Here is a 20412-nt window from a genome sequence, read left to right as displayed (position 1 = left end):
ACCAACCTTTCGTGAACCTAGCTAATATAGAAGGGAATACGATCCCTTTACCGTATCATTTGAAGCTGATGGCTTGGCAGTTGTTTAGTTAGAGCGTTTTCAATAAATGTCGCAGCATGAATATATTTATCGAGATCGATGTCGGTTTCAATCCCCATTTGATGGAGCATATGTACTAAGTCTTCACTCGCAACATTTCCAGTAGCTCCCTTTGCATAAGGACACCCTCCTAAACCACCAATTGCACTGTCAAAAGTTGTGATTCCCTTTTCGATTCCGACAAGTGTATTAGCAAGTGCCATTCCGCGCGTATCATGTAAATGTAACGCCAATTTCTCTCTTGGGAACTCGACCAATAATTCATCTAGAACAGCATCCATTTGTTTCGGATTCGCAATACCGATTGTGTCACCGAGAGAAATTTCGTAAACACCCATTTCTAACAAGTTGTAGACAACTTTTTTAACGTCTTCAATATTTACATGTCCGTCGTAAGGACAGCCAAAGACGGTCGAGACATAGCCCCGTATCCGTTTACCGCCTTTTAATGCTCCGTCCGCAACTTCTTGAAGTACTGGAAATGTTTCATCAATTGATTTATTAATGTTTTTCTTATTGTGTGATTCGCTTGCTGACATAAAGACAGAAACTTCATCGATGTCAACTGCCAGCGCTCGCTCAAGTCCTTTTCGATTAGGAACTAATGCTGCATACGTAACATTAGGGTTTCGTTTAATTTGTACAGCAACTTCTGCTGCATCAGCTAAAACTGGAATCCACTTCGGATGTACAAAAGATGAAATCTCAATATAGTTAAGTCCTGTTTCACTTAGCTGATTAATCCACGCTATTTTTACGTCTGTTGGAACGTTTTCTTTTTCATTTTGCAGACCATCACGCGGACCAACTTCTTTGATTTGTACTTTTTCCGGCAGCTTCACAAAAAGATCCCCCTATTTCTCTTTTAACGTCATCAGTACATCTTCTTCGTTAACAAACCCGCCTTCTTCTACTCTTAATTCATCGACAATTCCTTCAACCTCCGCAGTAATCGGAATTTCCATTTTCATAGATTCTAAAATGACAACTTCCTGACCTATCGTAACTTCTTCACCCGGGGATACTTGTACTTTCCAAACATTACCTGCCATCGTCGTTTTGATTTCTAACATGATCGTTCCTCCTCAAGTTGTTCAGTTTATTTTGAAGTTAATTTAAAATGTTCGTGCACAAAATTCGTCGTTGCCTTACCTTCTTTAAATATAGAATGGCGAAGTGTGTCCAATAGCATTGGAATATTCGTTTTAATCCCTTCTACATTCGAGCGTTCGAGACAATACGTAAGCAAATCGATCGCCTCAGATCGAGAAGAAGCTCTCGCAATAACTTTCCCGATCATCGGATCATAAAATGGTGATACAGTCATTCCCTCATTGACTCCAAAATCATAACGAATCCCATCCATATTAGGAAACTCCCATTTGACCAGCTTACCAGGCGACGGGAAAAATGTTTTTGGATCCTCTGCATAAATTCTTACTTCAATCGCATGTGTGTATGAAGTTTTACGTCCTTGTAATGAGGATATTTCACTGCCTCTTGATAAATGAATTTGCCATTCTACTAGATCAAGTCCAGTTACCTCTTCTGTTACAGGGTGTTCAACTTGCAAGCGTGTGTTCATTTCCAAAAAGTAAATATTCTCACCTTCATCTACTAAAAACTCAACTGTACCTACATTTGTATAACCAATTGACTTCCCAGCCTTCACTGCAGCATCAAAAAGTTTCTCTCTTCCTTTTTTTGATAAAAATATTGAAGGAGCTTCTTCAACGATTTTTTGATGACGTCGTTGAATCGAACAATCCCTTTCACCTAGACATACGACATTTCCTGACTCATCTCCTGCAATTTGGGCTTCAATATGCCGGGGATTTTCGATGAATTTTTCCAAGTAGACTTCTCCAGAGCCAAAAAATGTTTCGGCTTTTTTCATAACGGATGGAAGTACTTTCATCATCTCTTCCTCGTGGTCAACCTTTTGCATGCCAATTCCGCCACCTCCTGCAGCTGCTTTTAGCATAACCGGGTATCCGATCTCTCTGGCAGCTTTAAGAACAGTTGCTTCATTTGTATCAATTAGTGTTTTTCCCGGAATAACTGGCACACCAGCTTGAACCATTGTTTCTCTTGCTTGGATTTTATTCCCCATTTTTTGAATGACATCTGATGTTGGTCCGATAAAGGCAATCCCTTCTTCTGCTGCTTTCTTCGCAAACTCTGTATTCTCTGATAAAAAACCATAACCTGGATGGATCGCATCAGCATGATACGTTTTCGCTGCTTCTAGTACACGATCCATATTTAAATAGCTTTCATTTACACGAGGCGGACCTAAAAGGAACGCCTCATCTGCCATCTTTACATGCATACTCTCTTTATCTGCTTCAGAATAAACAGCAACCGTTTTTATTCCTAACTTCTGACATGTTTTAATAATTCGAACAGCAATTTCTCCACGATTCGCGATTAAGATTTTGTTATACATTCCGCATCCTCCTATCTTGGACACCCTATTTCTCGGGCGATAACCATTCGTTGAATTTCTGACGTTCCTTCACCGATCTCAAGAAGCTTTGCATCACGTAAATAACGTTCAACATGGTACTCACGCATATATCCGTATCCTCCATGAATTTGAATCGCTTGATTACAAGCTCTCATTGCTGCCTCAGAAGCAAAAAGTTTTGCGTAAGCCGCTTCTTTTTTAAACGGCTTATCATGATCTTTTAGCCATGCAGCTTTATAAACCATATTTCTAGCAAGCTCAAGTTCCATCGCCATATCAGCTAATTTAAATTGTATCGCTTGGAAACTGCCGATTGGCTTCCCGAACTGCTTACGCTCCTTACTATATTCAAGTGCAGCCTCATATGCTGCCTGGCCGACCCCGACAGCTAATGAAGCAATTGAAATTCTTCCACCGTCAAGTGTGTATAAAAATTGACCAAACCCTTTGTCTGGATCCCCTAAAATGTTTTCTTTTGGAACTCGGACATCTTCAAGAACGAGTTCTGTTGTATTCGAACCACGTACGCCCATCTTTTCATACTCGCTGCGAATCGTTAGACCTTTTGCATCGGTAGGAACGATAAAAGCAGATATTTTTCTTTTCCCGCGCTCATCGACACCGTTGACAGCTGTTACGATGACTGTTCTCGCATAACTCGTATTTGTTATCCAACACTTTTCTCCATTTATGACGTACTCATCTCCATCAAGTACTGCTTTCGTTCTTGTTCCCCCAGCATCAGAGCCAGCATTTGGCTCTGTTAGTCCAAATGATCCTAAACTCTCCCCTTTAGCTAATGGAATGAGATGTTCTTGTTTTTGTTGTTCGGTACCGAAATAGTACAATGGCGACGCTCCTAATGAAACTGCCGCTGCATAGCTCAGCCCAGTGCTTCCACATGCTTTCCCGATTTCTTCCACAGCTAATATATAAGAAATCGTATCTCCACCAGACCCGCCGTACTCTTCTGGAAATGGAATTCCTAAGAGTCCTAATTCTCCCATTTTCTTAAAATTTTCAATCGGAAACTTTTCAGTACGGTCTACTTCTTCTGCTATTGGCTTTACTTCTTTCTCTGCAAAATCTCGAACCATATCGCGAATCATCACTTGTTCTTTCGTTAATGAAAAATCCATGAACCCCTCTCCTCCGCCTTATGTAAAGGCTTTCATTATTTTGTATAGCTCGATAACATTCATGATTGAAAATGCCTAAGTTAACACGAGCCCTTTTGTATAATTAAAGAGGATTTCAAACTGACTGAGCAATCGTTCAGAATCCTCTCAAATAATTAAGTCTATTATAAAAAACATTTTCTGAATTGACAATCAATTTGTAATTTTAAAAAATATGTGAATAGATGAACACCCTTTCCAAACCTTTGGTATGATTGGAAAGGGTGGCAGTTCACACATTCATAAAATTATACAAATTGAAACATTCGTTCGATCGCGTTTTTTGCATCTGCAGCAATATCTCGCTCTACTTTAATGACATTTATCATGTTCCCTTGATCAATCGAGTCAAGAGCCCAGACGAAATGAGGTAAATCAATCCGGTTCATCGTTAAGCAAGGACACATTTCCTTATTTAAAGAAACGATATCTTTATCTGGATTATTTTTTATAAGTCTGTTCACTAAATTCATTTCTGTACCGATCGCCCACTTGCTTCCTGATGGAGCACTTTCAATCGTGTCGATAATTTTCTTCGTTGAGCCTGAATCATCTGACTGTTGAACAACATCCCACGTACATTCAGGGTGAACGATGATTCTACGGTCAGGTTCGTGGTGTCTAAGCTCTTCAATGTGCTCAACCGTAAAGTTTTCGTGTACAGAACAGTGACCGCGCCATAAAATCATTTTCGTCTCGCTAATTGTATTTTTTTTATCCGCAATGATTTCGTTCTTTAACGGATCCCACACAGTCATTTCGTGCAAAGGGATTCCTAAATCATAACCGGTATTTCGTCCAAGATGCTGGTCAGGTAAAAAAAGTACACGCTTTTTTTGTTTAAATGCCCATTGCAGCATGCTTTTGGCGTTTGAGGAAGTTAATGTTGCACCACCATTGCGACCGACAAATGCCTTAATATCAGCGGTTGAGTTCACATACATCATCGGAACGATTGTATTTCCATATACAGCTGTTAATTCTTCCCACGCTTTTTCTGTTTGATGTAAATTCGCCATATCAGCCATTGAACAACCAGCTCTCATATCTGGCAAGATCACGGTTTGCTGTTCATTTGTTAAAATATCTGCTGTTTCAGCCATAAAATGTACTCCACAAAAGATCACATACTTTGCTTTCTGATTTTTAGCAGATACTAGTGCAAGCTGCAATGAGTCACCAGTAGAATCCGCAAATTCGATTACTTCATCTTTTTGATAATGGTGACCTGGAATAAATAAATCATTTCCTAATTTCTTCTTCAACTGTGTAGCACGTTCCCGTAATTGATCATTCGTCATCTCTTTATAGTGGTTTGGCAACGTTTTTTCCTGAAGATCGAATAAGTTCATGCTCACAACTCCTCACTCCTAATGTTTAAACTTATATCGACAGCCTTAACTGAATGGGTAAGTGCTCCCAATGAAATGAAGTCAACACCACTTTTTCCATAGTCCTCTATTTGATCGAGCTGAATTCCACCAGATACTTCTGTTTTTATTGATTCTGGGACAAATGTCTGCCATTGCCTTGCTTGCTCCGGCGTACAATTATCAAACATAATGACGTCAGCTCCTGCTAGAACGGCTTCCTTCACACTGTCCTCATCCTCCACTTCCACTTCAACTTTCACCATATGTCCAGCTCTATTCCGTGCTTTTTCGATCGCCTTCGTTATTGAACCGCAGCTAGCAATGTGATTATCTTTAATTAAAATGCCATCATCAAGGCGTAGCCGGTGATTGGTTCCCCCGCCACACTCTACTGCATGCTTTTCAAGCATTCTTAAACCAGGCGTCGTCTTCCGAGTATCACAAACGCTTGTCTTCACACCTTGCAGCCGTTGAGCAGCTTTATTTGTCATCGTTGCAATCCCGCTCATTCTTTGGATCAAGTTTAACAGGACACGCTCTGATGATAATAAATCCGTGACAGGACCTGTAACAGTAGCAATCATATCACCAGCTTCAAACTGGTCTCCATCTTTTTTTTCTAAGCTCCAATTGATATTTTGATTAATGAGGGCATATCCCTCTCTTAAAATATCTTCACCACAAAAATACCCATCTTCTTTTGCTACATATTGAACTTCTGCTGTTTCTTGCCCAAAAATACAATGAGAAGTCCGGTCACCAAACCCTATGTCTTCTTTAAAGAATTCTTTTAGTTGTTCACGTAGCAGCCACTTGTTTATCACATCGATTCAACTCCTCTAGTTTCTCTTTTTGCAAGTTTTCTCCTATGTGTATTAATTGGATATAATTCCATTCTTTGTTTACAGATGGATAGTCAGTCCGATAATGCGCTCCCCTGCTTTCGTCTCGTGTTAGAGCCGAGCGAGCGATGAGCCATGCGGTCGTTATCATTGCAGCTCTTTCAATCGTTTCTAAAGACCAGTTCATTCTGGAATGGCCTTTCCAGCTATGAAACTGCTTCGTTTCAATCCACTGGATTAACTGCCTCAAATCTGCTTCATGACGGGTAACTCCTAATGCTTGAGAAATTTGCTTTTTTATTTCAGTTCTTGTTGGCAGATCAGGCTCTTTTCCTAGTTTCATTGACTCATCGACATAGTCTTTCATGAAACGGGAATCCGAGCTGCTTTTCCTCATTAAAATATCATTTGCAGCTTGCGTTCCAAAAACGACCGCCTCTAGAAGAGAGTTACTTGCAAGCCTGTTCGTTCCGTGCACCCCTGTATGAGCTACTTCACCTACAGCGTATAAATGTTCCACTGATGATCTGCCATGGATATCGGTTACGATTCCTCCCATATGGAAATGAGCACCGGTTGTGATTGGAATCCGCTTTTTCGATAAATCTATTCCTGCCTCTTCACATATTTTTTTAATACCTGGAAATCGCTCATTAAAATGATTCACTGATGAGATGTCTAAATAATTTCCTTTACCTGCTTGCTCATTTTTATAAACAGTCCTTGCGACAATATCTCTCGGAGCAAGATCACCACGAAGGTCAATATGTAGCATGATCTCGTTTCCTTCATCATCAATGAGAACAGCTCCTTCTCCACGGAGAGCTTCAGAGGCTAGACCGAATATGTTGCCATCATGATGAATCACTGTCGGATGAAACTGAATAAACTCTAAATCCGACATTTTGGCACCAGCTCGGTATGCAAACGTTAATCCTTCACCGATAAGTGAAGGGTCATTTGACGTATATGAATATAATCCTCCGCATCCTCCAGTCGCTAAAACAGTTGCTTCAGCTTCATAAAAGTGGACGGATCCATTTTGTTTTTTTGTCATAACACCATAACATTTACCTTCTTTTACTAATAAGTCGATGGCTTGTTCCTGAATCACTTCTACATTTCCAGGTAGTTCTCTATGGAGGTATTCCATACAATATTTTCCTGTCCGATCTCCTCCAGCATGTAAAATACGTCTGTTTTTATGTGCACCTTCCATGCCAAGTGACAATTCACCATTGTCATCTTTATCAAATTGCATGCCATCCTTCATCCATTCTTGCAGCAGTTTTGGGCCCTTCTCAACTAATATCTTTACCGCTTCATGATTGTGGTGGTAACCCCCCGCCTCTAGAGTGTCTTCATAATGCTTTGCCGTACTGTCAAAATCGTTCATCACGGCAGCTATACCACCTTGTGCTCTCCAAGAGTTCCCACCATTTTTTAACGGACCTTTTGAGAATAATTTCACATTCTTTTCTAGACTAAGGATCGATGCCGTTACAAGTGCCGCCATCCCTGCCCCGACTATTATGACACTTTGCTTACTCATTTTACATCTTTCCTTTACATATGTCTTGACACCTATATTTACATAAATTTAAACTAATGACAAGACATTTATGAGCGGAGGAAAAAAATGATATTTTTAGATCATGCAGCGACTACACCGATGTCAGAAAACGCCATGAATTCTTATATGAAAGCAAATCAAGATTATTTCGCTAATACGAGCAGTCTCCATGAACTAGGTGAAAAATCAAAGATACTTTTACATTCGTGCCGAGAATCAATTGCGACTATCATCCATGCTAAAACGAACGAAATTTACTTTACTAGCGGAGGAACGGAAGCGAATCAGCGCACACTTCAAGCACTCTTTGAAGCGAATTCACATAAAGGAAATCATGTGATTACGACAAAAGTTGAACATCCATCCGTTCATTCTTTTTTTAAAACACTAGAGTGCAATGGTGTAGATGTAACTTATTTGCCCGTAGATCAAGACGGACTTATTCAAATATCACAATTAGAACAGGCTCTGAGGCCAGATACGATTCTCGCCTCCGTTCAACATGTCAATTCCGAAATTGGCGCAATACAACCGCTTGCAAAAATTGGTTCTCTCCTTAGTGAGAAAAACGTCTTGTTTCATAGTGATTGTGTTCAGTCATTTGGAAAAATACCAATCGACGTTGGAGCCTTCCACCTTGATGCGATTTCAATCTCAAGTCATAAAATATACGGTCCTAAAGGAGTTGGTGCGGTCTTTTTACGTGCCGGTGCTTCCTGGAAACCACTCAATCCTTTGACGACACATGAAAATGGATTTCGACCTGGAACGCTCAATACACCAGGCATCGCTGCTTTTACAAGTGCTTCGCTCGATATGAATGAAAACATGACTAATAATTATCATAGGCTTGAGGATTTGAAGCGAGTTTTTTTTGATGAATTATCTGATATTAGCGGGATCATTCACGTGGAAGGGAATCAAGATCATACGAGCCCATACATTATCGGAATGAGTATTTACGGGTTAGAAGGTCAATACGTCATGCTGACGCTTGACCGTCATAACATTTGCATTTCCACGGGAAGCGCTTGCCAAACCGGTAAACAAACCGCCTCTGAAACGATGCAAGCATTAAAGAAATCGCCTCAGGAAGCGAAACGTTTTTTTCGCCTTTCTCCCGGGATTGATACGACAAAAGATGATATGATAAAAGCAGCAAAGTTGATTCGAAACTGTTGGAAGGAAAAGGAGGGAATCATGCGTGTCAACTAAAAAGAAATGGCTCGGGGAAGAACGAAGACAACGGATATTATCTTTATTGAAGGAACGCCATTATCCACAATCAGGGAGTGCACTAGGGGATGAATTAAATGTCAGCCGCCAAGTCATTGTTCAAGATATTTCATTGTTGAAAGCTAAAAACATCCCGATTATGGCAACGAGTCAAGGATACATTTTATCTGAAAATGACGAATCGTTAATGCCATTTCAAAAACTCGTTGTTTGTTCCCATACGCCTGAACAGACTGAAGATGAACTTAACCTCCTCGTTGACCAAGGGGTATTAGTCAAGGATGTTAAAGTTGAACATCCGATTTACGGTGACATCACAGCTTCAATAATGGTTCGTAATCGTAAAGAAGTACAGCAGTTTATTCAAAATATCGAGCGGACTGGTGCCTCTTATTTATCTGAATTGACGAACGGACTACATTTGCATACGATTGAAGCTAAAACAGAACAAGACATTGATGATGCGATCAACGCATTACGAGAGCATGGCTATTTAGTAGAAGGAGAGTTGAAAAATTAAGGTCAATTAGAAAAGCGCAAGCGCCTTTGGTTATCGACGAAGAAAACTGGACTGAGCCGAGTGAGATAAAGGAGTGCCGAAAGCTTGTCTTTCGCTCACGACTTATCGTAGACGAGGTGAGGGAAGTTTCTCAAGTCGATGGGCGCTGAAGCTAGACATCAATCGAAAAATTGAAATTTTATACTTTCTTCCTTAGCTAGCAGAGCCCATTAAGGGACCTTATTCATTTGGTCCATGCCACAAGTATTTTGAGGACGCCCCTTTTTAAATCGGGAGAAACCGCCTCGATGGATCTTCAGTGCTTCTTTCTCTTCTAGTATTGCTCTGTAGGTGTCTACATCAACCGGCTAATACCCCCGCGTCCTGCGGGAATGCCTAAGTCACCACATCCTTGTGGAAGCCCGTGATGCGCTGGCGTCTTGTGGATTTTGTCAATTAACAACATCAGGTTAAAGTTATGTAAACAAAAGAGATTCCGGTTATCAAACACGATAACCGAAATCTTTTTTACTTTATTAAAAATGTTTTGTCCCCGCCTATTATTACCTCTTTACCAAAAGGTTACGATATCCAAAATTCCGATCATAATCATGATCGTTCCTGCCGTTCTTTGTACAATTAAACCTATTTTTCTTCCTTTTTTCATCACTTTTCCACTTAAACCTAAATACCAAATAATCATGATAACTGCTAGAAATGGGATCGATGTACCAATCGCAAATAAGCTTGGTAGAACTGCCCCATATGCTGTCGTTAGCGTCATCGGCATTAGCAAAACAAAAAACAGAATAAACATCGTCGGACAAAAGCCTAACGAAAAACTAAAACCGAGCATAAATGCGCCCCATTTCCCTTTTCGTTTTCGATTATTTTGCTTATTCCATAAATTTAATGTCCAACGCATTTTAAATAGACCGAGCATATACACACCAATTATAATTAAAATTGGCCCTAGTATTTTTCTCATCGGCTCAAAAAATAATGGTAGCTGCTGCTGAAACTCTTGGCCTAAAAGAAAAACAATCAATCCAAGACCGGAAAAAGCTGTTACCTTCCCTATTACATAAAAGAACGTATCTGACCAAGAGATTCCTTTGTTTAAAGAGTTTGTCCCATATAATGTAATTGCACTTATATTTCCTGAAAATTGACAAGGTGCCAGTGCTCCGACAAGCCCGAGTAAAAAAGCAAATAAAATTGGCATTGTTTCAACACTTTGTGCTGCATTCATGAATGGTTCTCTTAAAAATTGACTAATTTGCTCAACATAATGAAACATTTGAGTAACTCCTAAACTTCATCATAAATTCGTAGTTTTATTCTATCAAATCTTTCGTTTATAATTGTGAAGAATTTGTTGACAATTTTTTGAGCGGCCATGGATCTGCATGTGCGTTTACGTTAACATTTTTTCTAGAAGAATTTCATCCCTGATTGGAATACAATCATTCCCAATTAACGGTATCTCTGGCTTTAACTTCCTCGCTTCCTCAACGGCATGATTGAATATTTTTGCTAAACAGTACCCTCGTTTTTGATAAAATTTCAGCGCAGCCATATTATCATTCGTCGTAATGAGCTTTACGAGCTCGCACCCGTTCTTTTTCGCTTCTTTTTCAACAGTTTTTAATAACTGCGTACCAATCCCTTTTCTTTCTACAACACTATCTAATGAAATAATTTCACACTCATTTTCTCTCATAATATACGTAATTAAACCGATCACTTCATGATTGTCATTAATGACTGTAAAACCATCTAACTGACTGCAATCATATACCCCGCTGGATAAAACCATCTCTGTGCTTCCCCAGTGAAAAATGAAAAAGTCTGTTAATACTGCATGAGATATATCACTTTTCGGTAATAGCTTTATCGTATTCATTACTAATCCTTCCCACAAATATCCTTAATAGATTATTGGATGATCCATTTGAGCCCCGTGGCTGACATCGCAAGCCTTTACCACACAATTTTTTCGTTATATAGTGGTAGACCTCCCTCTTATATGAAGACGGGTTTTCCCTACGAAAAAGCAGTAAACAACTGATAAAAAAGTAATAAACATACATTATTTTCTCATAAGCAAAGCCTGTGGTTTATAAAGAATGTCATTTAAAAGCGCACCGGCTCTCTTGTTGAAAACCGGTGCATCGCTGATTGTTTATCATCATTAACTCGCAGATTGATTATTCGCTCCCGCTTGAAGCTGGTACATATGATAATACCTGCCTTTTTCGTCCATCAATGATTCATGGTCTCCGTGCTCAACGATCGAACCTTTTTCTAACACGATAATTTGATCTGCGTTCCGAATCGTTGAGAGACGATGAGCAATAACTAAGGATGTGCGTCCCTCTTTAACAACATCCAATGCTTGTTGAATCACTTCTTCTGTTTCCGTATCAATATTAGCTGTTGCTTCGTCTAAAATGAGAATAGACGGATTAAAAACGAGTGCCCGTGCAAACGAGATCAATTGTCGTTGGCCAGCTGAAAAAGTACTCCCTTTTTCTTTTACTTCTTCATCAATCCCATTAGGTAAAGAACGAATGAAATCTCCGGCACCGACTTTTTCGAGTGCAGCATTGATTTCATCTCGCCCAATCGAAGGATCATTCATACTTACATTCGTAGCAATTGTGCCCGTGAACAAAAAAGGATCTTGTAATACGATCGCCATATGTTCACGCAGTGCTTGCTTTGTCATTGAATGGATATTTTGACCATCTATAAGAATGTTCCCTTTTTGATGGTCGTAAAACCGGAAAAGAATGTTCATAATCGAGCTTTTTCCAGATCCCGTATGTCCGACAAAGGCAACTGTTTCACCTTTTCCTGCATTGAATGTAATGTTATTTAATACGTATTCATCATTTTCGTAAGCAAAAGATACATGGTCAAACTCAATATCTCCTTTAAATCTTGGCACTCGCCCTTCCATTAACGAAACTCCAGGTTCGTCAATTAATTTAAAGACTCTCTCCCCGGCAATACGGGACTCCTCTAATTGAGCAAGCTGGTTCACGATTCCGTTAATCGGCTCAAACAGTCGATTAATATAATCGACAAATGCATATAACACACCGAGAGTCAGTACGGTACCAACTCCTATTGATCCTCCCCCGAAATACCAAATTAAGCCTACAAATGTTACATTCCGTAACAAGTTTAATAAGTTAAAAGATGTCATCGCATTTAACGATAAAAGCTTTCGATTATAATTGAAATGCTCTTTGTTCACTTGTTCGAATTCATTTCTTACCTCTTTTTCACGTCCAAACGCTTGAATGACAGGCATACCAGAGATACTTTCATTGATTTTCCCATTAATGTCACTTAAACGCTCACGGATAATCCGGTTGTACTTTCCAGCGTACTTTCGGTATACAATCATCCAGATGATGATGATTGGAATGATCGCTAATGTCATGAATGCCAACGACGAATCAAGTAAAAAAAGAGCTATAAAGATCCCGGTAATGTATATAATACTTGTAAAAAATGTTGCTAAAACACGAACATATAACTCTCTAATTGCTTCCGTATCATTTGTAATTCTTGAAACGATTTTCCCTGTTGGCAGCCGGTCAAAATATTGGATAGGCAATTCATGTACTTTCGCAAATACGTCTTCACGCATTTTTTTAATAATTCGATTGGCAGAAGTTTGCAACATAAAACTTTGATGGTAATGTAAAAATGCCGCAATCAAGATGAGAACGAAGTACCCTCCCATTAGAATGAGTAAATAAGGAATTTCGGAGCGGAAAAATTCGAACACTTCTGCTCTTGTCAATGGTTCAGCAGCATAACTAACAGAATCATCCCCACGCTGAATCGTTAATATTCCGTTTTCAAAGGAGCGCTCTCCATCGAATTCGATCGGCTCTTCGATGAAATAGTAGGTTAATCCGATTTGCAAAAGTTGAATCTCTCTTTCAGAGTCAACTTGACCATCAAAACGATCTGATCGAATAAATTCTCTATTTTGATACGTCGCTTCACCTTCATCTGCTTCAATCCATGACTGCTCAATTCCAAGGATATGATTATCAATCATCGTTTTTGCAATGAAAGGTCCGGTCAGTTCTGCAGCTGCAGCAACTGCTAACAAACATAAAGCAAAAATGATCTTCCCTTTAAAATGGAGTGCATAACGAAATAGTCTCTTTCCTACATCTTTCATTCCGCATACACCTCCTCGTTTTTATCTTCATTCATTTGCTGTTTCGTGTACTGGTCTTCATACCAACCTCGCTGAGACATTAGTTCTTCATGTGTTCCCTGTTCTGTTATTTCACCATTTTCTAATACGATAATCATATCTGCGTGACGAACAGCAGATAGCCTATGAGCTGCGATAAAGGTTGTTTTCCCTACTCGTTCTTCCCGAATATTCGAGACAATCGCTGCTTCTGTTTTCGCATCTACAGCAGACAAAGCATCGTCTAAAAGTAAGATTTCCGGATCTTTAATTAAAGCTCGTGCAATTGAGATTCGTTGCTTCTGACCGCCTGATAGAGATACCCCTTTTTCTCCAACGAGTGTTTCAATCCCCTTTGAAAAAGTTTCGATATCAGCTGTAATCGAAGCTAAGTTCATCACTTTTTGTAATTCTTTTTCTGTTGCATCGGGTCGGCCGAATAAGATATTTTCACGAATCGTTTTTGAGAATAAAAATTGATCTTGTGGAACATAACCTATCCAGCTTTTTAATTGTGTTAAATCTATTTGTTCAATTGGTTTACCAGACATGAATAATTTTGTATTTTCGATCGGATACTCTCGTAATAGTTGTTTAAACAACGTCGTTTTCCCTGCTCCAGTCTTACCAACAACCCCTACTGTTTCACCTTTTGCAACATTGATATGAATATCCTTCAATGCTTTCGTGTCTGCGGAAGGATACATAAAGTTCAAATGTGAAAAATATATTTGGTTTGGTTGATTAACTTCCGTGGTTTTCGGAGAATTTTCTACATCTGGTTTATATGCAAATGTTGTATTTAATCGATCCAAAGACGCATTACCACGCTGCATAATGTTCATCAATTCTCCAAATGCGGCCATCGGCCATATGAGCATCCCTAAGTAAATATTAAATGAAACGAGTTGTCCTAGCGTAAGTTCATTACGGAATACGAGGAGTGCGCCATATCCAAGACCAATCATATAACTTAATCCGACGAGTATTTTAATCGTCGGCTCAAACAATGCGTCAATTTTTGCAACTTGAATGTTCTTTTGCAACACGTCATTTGTCTGTTTTTCAAACCTCGCTTGATCATCTTTTTCTTTCACGAATGCGCGAACTACGCGAACACCTGAAATCGACTCAAGCACTTGATCATTTAAGTCGCCAAATGCGGACTGCGCCTTCATAAAACGTTTATGAATGAGGTTTCCATATCGATTCATGAGCCAGGCCATTATCGGCAAAGGTAAAAATGCTGCAAGGGTAAGTTTCCAGCTCACTAAAAACGTCATCATAAACAAAATGATAAAGAGAAACACGGTTGAGTCGATCAGTGTGAGTACACCAAAGCCTGTCGTAAGTGATACAGCTTTCACATCGTTCGTTGCTTTAGCCATAAGATCTCCGGTTTTATTTTTTTCATAAAAAGTAGGTGTCATCTTTGTTAGATGCTTCATATAACGAGACCTTAACGTCCGTTCGATGATATATGCACCTCCGAATAACTGACGCATCCAAACATAGTTTAAGCAATAAATCACAACCATAAGAACAGCTAGTAAAGTTATATAAAACTGGAGCCGTTCCTTTGTAAACTGCCCTTGGTGAACTTCGTCAATGACCATCCCTAGTAATCTAGGAGGTAATACTTCTAATATACTGGCAACGATTAGTATGCTTATTGCCAACGTATATCTTTTCCAATGTTTTTTAAAAAACCAAGTTAATTTCCCTAATACAGAAAACATTCAATCATCACTTCCTTATTCAATTTTACCGTTCTGCTATCCGCCGCCAGTCGTTTCTTCCTCTGTCTTACGACGATTACGGATAAACAATCTCACAGTCATCAAAATCCCTCCAAAAATTTAGTCATTTAGTTCGTGTAAAAAAAATGTTTTTTTCTGCTACGAGCAGAAGCACTTCTTTGAACACAACCTCTATATGTCAACGGCATCGGCCGATAACAAACTTATAATAAAGAACAAAAGCGCAAGGCGCCCGCCTATCGTCGACACTCTTGACCTGCGACGAGTAAGCGCTGCCTCTTCCTCTTCTAGCATCGCTCTGTGGTTATATCCGTCAACCGGGCAATACGCCACTTCCTGTGGCATGCCCGGCATTAGGACGTCCTGTCCATCGAGGCAAATCGCTAGATCAGATCTTCGGCTATAACCCCCGCGTCCTGCGGGAACGCCGAAGTCACCACATCCATGTGGAAGCTCCTGATGTAAATGCTCTTTGGGGCTACCGACAGGAAGAAAAGTGGCGGGGCGAAGCGACCTCGAGACGAAAACTGCTAGTCTAGACAGCAATCGAGAAATTGAAATTTTATACTTTCTTACTTAGCATAAAAAAACACATGAGCATGGTGCCCATGTGTCTTAAGTCATTCAATATTGTATGCGTGAAATTACAATATAATATCGAAAAATGAAAAGACGTACACCACAAGTATCACCTATGACGTACGACTTCACTCATAAATTTAAAATAAGGAGATTATTCGCCATAGCATGATTTATCATTTATGAAGTTTTTTCTAGTTAAACCGCCGAATAAAATCATGCTCATGTCCTCCTTTGTTTTTTTGGAAAATCTAACATAAATCGTAGCACTTTTCCTAACTTTCAGTCAACAGTTTTTTTAATTTTTTCCAATTATCCTTATCATTATATGTATTCGCGATAAAAAAAGTATATCTCTCCTTTTTTTCATGTAAACTGTGGGAGTAGATAGAACATCTCGACACAAAAAATGAATGAATTTGTTGAAACCTTTTCATACTTTCTTCTGTTACATAAGTGAAAGGAGGCCGGAAAGCATGTCAGAAACAAGTGAAAAAATGTGGATCCGGAATGCTCTTCAAGGTGATGATGAAGCATTTAATAACCTCATTGAGGCTTATCATACAACCGTCGAAAGGTTTGCAAGACAAATTGGGGTTCGCGAGGAAGATTTGCCTGATGTCACACAGGAAGTATTTATAAAAGTGTATCGTTTTCTTAATAAATATTCACGTGGTAAGTTTTCAACATGGCTTTACAGCGTCACATTAAATGTCGCCAAAGATTTTTTCCGGAAAAATAAACGCGAAAAGCAAAAAGTCGAAAGATCAATCTTATATTCATCTTCCGCAGCTTTTTATGAGGAAAACATGGACCTATCTGAGGACGCAAATATTTTACATGAAACGATTCAAATAATGGATGAGAAGTATCGAATTCCAATTGTACTTTTTTATTTTCAAGAAGCATCGATTAGTGAGATTGCAAAAATTATGAACATGAGAGAAGCCACGGTAAAAACAAGGTTAAAGCGTGGCAAAGAACGTCTCCGTTCACAGCTAGAGAAAGGAGGACATTTTGATGAGTCAAGAGCGTTTTGACAAAGGGATGAAGGAATTAAAAGATAATTATAATCAAACCCCTTCTGTGACGTCATCAAAACAAATTTTTCAAGCAGTTAAAGAAGAAAAACAACGGAAAAAACGATTCCAATATTGGCCTGTCACTGCGGCTACAATAGCTGCCCTGTTAATCGGCGCTGTGTTAATTGGTTCATTGATTTCCACGGAAGAAATTGGTCAGGAACAGGAACTAGAGCCAGAGCATAACGGAGGGCAAACGGGCGATGTGACAGATGCCCCTACTGAAGAAGAATCGGACGATCCTGAAGTGATAGAAGAAGATATTGACAGTGAAGAACCAGGTATTGATGAAGCACAAGAAGATATACTTGATGTATCACCGGCTATTCGAAACCGTGAGGATGTTATAACAAGAACTCTTTATCCTGAAGGAATGCCGGCTGATTATACATTTTCCTTACATGTTCATCCAAGTCTCGGATTTTCAACCTATGTCGAGGAAAATATGATTGCAGACCATGATACTTCTGGTGACGAGGAAGTGGTTACCTTTTACCCTGATTTCAGCGGGACTGGAGAGATTAACCCCGACATCGCGCACGTTTCTATTACGCGTGACGACGGACAATCGATAGATGATCTGGAAGCCGAGTTGATTGACCGGAATGAAAGAGAAGGTTTTGAGCAACATCCACAAGGAGCTTCAGAATTGGAAGAGCCAGATCGTCAAGGCGTATTCGTAGGGAATGGATTCCAAAGAAGTTATGCGTTATTTGAAGAGAACGAACACATTTATATCATTGAAAATCAAATGTCGACAGAAGTTGCCGATGGTGTGTTACCATTTTTTTACAACACCTTCATCGAAGAACTAATGTTTGAATAAAAGTTCGGGGACCTGGTCCCCGAACTTTTCAGATTGTCGAGAAACCCACACTTTTTGAGAAGTGCGGGTTTCTCTTTATTATTTTCGTCAGAAGAATTTGCTCACCCTACGGTGAAGAATGGCCGAAACCACCTCTTAGCTCGCTGAGAGGTGGTTTGCGATCTTTTTTATGTTCTGTGCTGCCGCTGTCATCAACGCTTGTTCTGATGCGCCCTTTAAGCTGCGTAACCGGCAGTAGCGAAGCCCGTGGAGCTGTTTGGCATCCGCGAAGCTTCGCTCAATGGTTTCTTTTCTTTTTTTATAGAGGAATTTCGGCTTTCCATCCCTGAACATATAGCCGCTTTCTTTATCTGTCGTACTGACTTTAATCTCTTTTTCTTTTACCATCTCTTCTCTTTCCGGTAAGGGCTTTTTTCCATGTGCTTTTCGATCCTCCTCAACCGCTTTATTTAGATCTTCTATGTACTCGCGTGTTTCAACTTGAACCGTCTTCTTAGTGAATTTCCGCTTATTTGCATTGGCTTTAAGGTGGGTAGAATCAGTAAATAAAGCTCTCCCGCCAACCATACGATGCTTCATAGCCAGAAGAACGGTCTCATCAAATATCTCTTGAAAAATGTCTGTTTCTTTAAACCGTTTATGCCGATTGAAGCTTATGGTGGAATGGTGAGGAACCGAATCAGTTAGACTTAATCCTAAAAACCATCGATAAGCAATATTTGTCTCAATTTCTTTTTCTAACTGTCTTTCAGATCGGATACCGTAAAGGTATCCAATAAACATCATTTTAAAAAGCATAACCGGATCAATTGGTGGGCGACCGTTATCTTCACTGTAGTAAGGTTTTACTTTGTCATATATGAAGGAAAAATCAATTGTGGCATCAATTTTTCTTAGTAAGTGGTCGTCTGGGACTAACTGATCGATAGAGACCATTTCGAGTTCAACTTGTTTTGCACGAATGGGGCGTAACACACGATCACCTCACGAGTCGTTTTATCTATATGATACTATATTTACCTGAATAATCAGATAAAACTGATGAAAAAATAACCATCATTTCTAAATAGGAAACGATGGATGTTCTAGGTTGATTGAAGAACGAAAGGCGGCGACTCCAATGGGATCAGCGCAGTCTGAAAATCCATTCTGACGATGCTTCGCTGAGTCAGAATTAGTTGAAGACAAGCCCCATGGAAAGCGTCCGCCGGGAGGGATGAGATCGTGAGATATCATACTTTTCTTTTTAAAAAATAGGGTTGACTTTATGAGGTAAATCGTGTAAAAGAACTATCTGTTCTGGCTGAATTTCTCAAAGTCTTCACTTGGGAAGCGGTTAAAAAGCAGCCAAGGCAATGATAAACCGTGGCTGCTTCTTCTACTGTTCTCTTATATTTCTGCTGCTAAAATAGGAGGAAACCACCAACAATTCCAACGATCACAATGATCCAAGCAGGTAGCTTCCAATAAACTAACATCGCAAACAACACGGAAGCAAAGGCAAAATCAAGCGGCTGGTAAATCGAAGTTGTAAAAATAGGATGATAAAATGCTGCTATTAAAATACCTACTACAGCTGCATTGACCCCGTATAATGCTCCTCGAACATGTTTATTTTTCCTAAGCTCATTCCAAAATGGCAGTGTGCCGACAATGAGTAAAAATGCAGGCAAAAAAATCGCAACTGTCGCTACTAATGCACCAGACCACCCACTGATGACCGCTCCTAAATAAGAAGCAAAAGTAAATAATGGTCCAGGAACAGCTTGTGCAGCACCATAACCAGCTAAAAATGCATCTTCACTAATCCATCCGGCTGGGACAACTTCCCTTTCAAGCATCGGCAGTACGACATGGCCTCCTCCAAATACGAGAGAACCTGCTCGGTAGAAGCTATCAAACATCGAAACCCACATGTTCGGAAATACATCTCTTAAAAACGGAAGGAAAATGAGTAGCGCAAAAAATATAGTTAAGCTAACAGCTCCAATTTTTTTATTTATCGGAAAAGAAAAATGGCTCTCTGTTTCTTCTTGATGGTTTTTATACAATAAGTATCCGATTATCCCGGATAAAAGAATAACAGAAACTTGAGCCCACGCAGTTTGCCACATTAGGATCGCTACTAGAGACCCGATCGCAATTGTTGCCCGCTCTTTATCTGGAGCTAATTTTTTGCCCATCCCTAAGATTGCATGGGCAACGACAACGACGGCAACAATTTTTAACCCGTGAATAAAACCAGCATCTCCGAGGTTAAATGCTTGAACACTCATCGCAAAGAAAATAAGAATTAAGACGGAAGGAAAGGTAAACCCCAAAAATGAGATAAATCCGCCAATGAGACCTCCCCGCATCATCCCAATGCCGATCCCTACCTGACTAGAGGCTGGCCCAGGGAGAAATTGACAGAGTGCTACAAGATCAGCATAATCTTTTTCGCTCATCCATTTTCTTCTTTGTATGTACTCATTATGAAAATATCCAAGATGGGCAACTGGTCCGCCAAACGACGTAAGCCCTAGCCGTGTAGAAATAAGAAATAATTCAAATAATACTTTCATATTAAATGGTCGCTTTTTTTCATTAGAACTCAATGTATAATGCCTCCTGAACAACTGTTTCCCCCTATTATAGTACACCTGATATTACTCTTGTTTAATAATG

18 protein-coding genes are annotated in these 20412 nt (G+C 39.6%); 4 read left to right on the top strand and 14 right to left on the bottom strand.

The features are described from left to right. Nucleotides 1–47 precede the first annotated feature (47 nt). The 7 genes from CD001_RS13330 to nadB form a co-directional block, all read right to left on the bottom strand. Nucleotides 48–941, bottom strand: coding sequence for a hydroxymethylglutaryl-CoA lyase (locus CD001_RS13330; protein ID WP_096188185.1), 894 nt, complete (start codon nucleotides 939–941; stop codon nucleotides 48–50). A 12-nt stretch (nucleotides 942–953) separates the two neighbouring features. Further along, the gene (locus tag CD001_RS13325) at nucleotides 954–1172 is read right to left on the bottom strand and encodes an acetyl-CoA carboxylase biotin carboxyl carrier protein subunit (RefSeq protein WP_096188184.1); all 219 of its coding nucleotides are present in this window, start codon (nucleotides 1170–1172) and stop codon (nucleotides 954–956) included. 26 nt (nucleotides 1173–1198) lie between these two features. After that, on the bottom strand, nucleotides 1199–2548 hold the full coding sequence (locus CD001_RS13320; RefSeq protein WP_096188183.1) for an acetyl-CoA carboxylase biotin carboxylase subunit: 1350 nt from the start codon (nucleotides 2546–2548) through the stop codon (nucleotides 1199–1201). 11 nt (nucleotides 2549–2559) lie between these two features. After that, nucleotides 2560–3708, bottom strand: a complete 1149-nt coding sequence (locus CD001_RS13315; protein ID WP_096188182.1) for an acyl-CoA dehydrogenase — start codon at nucleotides 3706–3708, stop codon at nucleotides 2560–2562. Nucleotides 3709–3995: 287 nt separating this feature from the next. Further along, a complete protein-coding gene (gene nadA, locus CD001_RS13310; protein ID WP_096188181.1) occupies nucleotides 3996–5099 on the bottom strand; it encodes a quinolinate synthase NadA in 1104 nt (367 codons plus the stop codon). A gap of 2 nt (nucleotides 5100–5101) precedes the next feature. Then, nucleotides 5102–5941, bottom strand: coding sequence for a carboxylating nicotinate-nucleotide diphosphorylase (gene nadC, locus CD001_RS13305; RefSeq protein WP_096190602.1), 840 nt, complete (start codon nucleotides 5939–5941; stop codon nucleotides 5102–5104). Beyond that, nucleotides 5919–7514 carry an L-aspartate oxidase gene (gene nadB, locus CD001_RS13300; protein ID WP_096188180.1) on the bottom strand — a complete coding sequence of 532 codons (1596 nt, stop codon included), beginning with the start codon at nucleotides 7512–7514 and terminating at the stop codon, nucleotides 5919–5921. The genes nadC and nadB overlap by 23 nt, the downstream gene beginning before the upstream one ends. Nucleotides 7515–7601: 87 nt before the next feature. On the opposite strand from nadB, the gene CD001_RS13295 reads away from it, so the two are divergent. Next, complete coding sequence (locus CD001_RS13295; protein ID WP_096188179.1) at nucleotides 7602–8750, top strand: IscS subfamily cysteine desulfurase; 1149 nt, start codon at nucleotides 7602–7604, stop codon at nucleotides 8748–8750. Beyond that, nucleotides 8740–9291 (top strand): transcription repressor NadR, encoded by a 552-nt coding sequence (locus CD001_RS13290; RefSeq protein WP_096188178.1) that lies wholly within the window; start codon nucleotides 8740–8742, stop codon nucleotides 9289–9291. Before CD001_RS13295 ends, CD001_RS13290 begins: the two co-directional genes overlap by 11 nt. 550 nt (nucleotides 9292–9841) lie before the next feature. Here the strand turns inward: CD001_RS13290 and CD001_RS13285 are convergent. The 5 genes from CD001_RS13285 to CD001_RS13265 form a co-directional block, all read right to left on the bottom strand. Beyond that, nucleotides 9842–10570 (bottom strand): urease accessory protein UreH domain-containing protein, encoded by a 729-nt coding sequence (locus tag CD001_RS13285; RefSeq protein ID WP_096188177.1) that lies wholly within the window; start codon nucleotides 10568–10570, stop codon nucleotides 9842–9844. 117 nt (nucleotides 10571–10687) lie between these two features. Next, nucleotides 10688–11176, bottom strand: a complete 489-nt coding sequence (locus tag CD001_RS13280) for a GNAT family N-acetyltransferase (protein WP_096188176.1) — start codon at nucleotides 11174–11176, stop codon at nucleotides 10688–10690. Between the two features lie 288 nt (nucleotides 11177–11464). Further along, nucleotides 11465–13480, bottom strand: a complete 2016-nt coding sequence (locus CD001_RS13275) for an ABC transporter ATP-binding protein (protein WP_096188175.1) — start codon at nucleotides 13478–13480, stop codon at nucleotides 11465–11467. Then, entirely contained in the window at nucleotides 13477–15237 is a 1761-nt protein-coding gene (locus CD001_RS13270; RefSeq protein WP_096188174.1) for an ABC transporter ATP-binding protein, read from the bottom strand. The genes CD001_RS13275 and CD001_RS13270 overlap by 4 nt, the downstream gene beginning before the upstream one ends. Nucleotides 15238–15429: 192 nt before the next feature. After that, nucleotides 15430–15612 carry a hypothetical protein gene (locus CD001_RS13265; RefSeq protein WP_096188173.1) on the bottom strand — a complete coding sequence of 61 codons (183 nt, stop codon included), beginning with the start codon at nucleotides 15610–15612 and terminating at the stop codon, nucleotides 15430–15432. Between the two features lie 701 nt (nucleotides 15613–16313). Between CD001_RS13265 and CD001_RS13260 the strand changes: the two genes are divergently transcribed. Together CD001_RS13260 and CD001_RS13255 are read left to right on the top strand one after the other, a co-directional pair. Continuing rightward, a complete protein-coding gene (locus CD001_RS13260; RefSeq protein ID WP_257009808.1) occupies nucleotides 16314–16877 on the top strand; it encodes an RNA polymerase sigma factor in 564 nt (187 codons plus the stop codon). Then, a complete protein-coding gene (locus CD001_RS13255) occupies nucleotides 16858–17745 on the top strand; it encodes a hypothetical protein (RefSeq protein ID WP_096188172.1) in 888 nt (295 codons plus the stop codon). Before CD001_RS13260 ends, CD001_RS13255 begins: the two co-directional genes overlap by 20 nt. 135 nt (nucleotides 17746–17880) lie before the next feature. Here the strand turns inward: CD001_RS13255 and CD001_RS13250 are convergent, their stop codons facing one another. Together CD001_RS13250 and CD001_RS13245 are read right to left on the bottom strand one after the other, a co-directional pair. After that, on the bottom strand, nucleotides 17881–18720 hold the full coding sequence (locus CD001_RS13250) for a transposase (protein ID WP_096188171.1): 840 nt from the start codon (nucleotides 18718–18720) through the stop codon (nucleotides 17881–17883). A 428-nt stretch (nucleotides 18721–19148) separates the two neighbouring features. Continuing rightward, nucleotides 19149–20309, bottom strand: coding sequence for a chromate transporter (locus CD001_RS13245; RefSeq protein ID WP_096190600.1), 1161 nt, complete (start codon nucleotides 20307–20309; stop codon nucleotides 19149–19151). Nucleotides 20310–20412: the final 103 nt, after the last annotated feature.

It is taken from the genome of Evansella halocellulosilytica (genome assembly GCF_002335745.1).
Taxonomy (GTDB): domain Bacteria; phylum Bacillota; class Bacilli; order Bacillales; family Salisediminibacteriaceae; genus Bacillus_CA; species Bacillus_CA halocellulosilytica.
Note: the sequence above shows the minus strand (reverse complement) of the source record. Positions and strands in the feature narration are given on the sequence as shown.

Coding starts and splice junctions, on each gene's coding strand:
- CD001_RS13325 (WP_096188184.1), bottom strand. CDS start 1,172: ATGTTAGAAATCAAAACGACGATGGCAGGTAATGTTTGGAAAGTACAA.
- CD001_RS13320 (WP_096188183.1), bottom strand. CDS start 2,548: ATGTATAACAAAATCTTAATCGCGAATCGTGGAGAAATTGCTGTTCGA.
- CD001_RS13315 (WP_096188182.1), bottom strand. CDS start 3,708: ATGGATTTTTCATTAACGAAAGAACAAGTGATGATTCGCGATATGGTT.
- nadA (WP_096188181.1), bottom strand. CDS start 5,099: ATGAACTTATTCGATCTTCAGGAAAAAACGTTGCCAAACCACTATAAA.
- nadB (WP_096188180.1), bottom strand. CDS start 7,514: ATGAGTAAGCAAAGTGTCATAATAGTCGGGGCAGGGATGGCGGCACTT.
- CD001_RS13295 (WP_096188179.1), top strand. CDS start 7,602: ATGATATTTTTAGATCATGCAGCGACTACACCGATGTCAGAAAACGCC.
- CD001_RS13285 (WP_096188177.1), bottom strand. CDS start 10,570: ATGTTTCATTATGTTGAGCAAATTAGTCAATTTTTAAGAGAACCATTC.
- CD001_RS13280 (WP_096188176.1), bottom strand. CDS start 11,176: ATGAATACGATAAAGCTATTACCGAAAAGTGATATATCTCATGCAGTA.
- CD001_RS13275 (WP_096188175.1), bottom strand. CDS start 13,480: ATGAAAGATGTAGGAAAGAGACTATTTCGTTATGCACTCCATTTTAAA.
- CD001_RS13270 (WP_096188174.1), bottom strand. CDS start 15,237: ATGTTTTCTGTATTAGGGAAATTAACTTGGTTTTTTAAAAAACATTGG.
- CD001_RS13265 (WP_096188173.1), bottom strand. CDS start 15,612: ATGCCGGGCATGCCACAGGAAGTGGCGTATTGCCCGGTTGACGGATAT.
- CD001_RS13260 (WP_257009808.1), top strand. CDS start 16,314: ATGTCAGAAACAAGTGAAAAAATGTGGATCCGGAATGCTCTTCAAGGT.
- CD001_RS13255 (WP_096188172.1), top strand. CDS start 16,858: ATGAGTCAAGAGCGTTTTGACAAAGGGATGAAGGAATTAAAAGATAAT.
- CD001_RS13245 (WP_096190600.1), bottom strand. CDS start 20,309: ATGAAAGTATTATTTGAATTATTTCTTATTTCTACACGGCTAGGGCTT.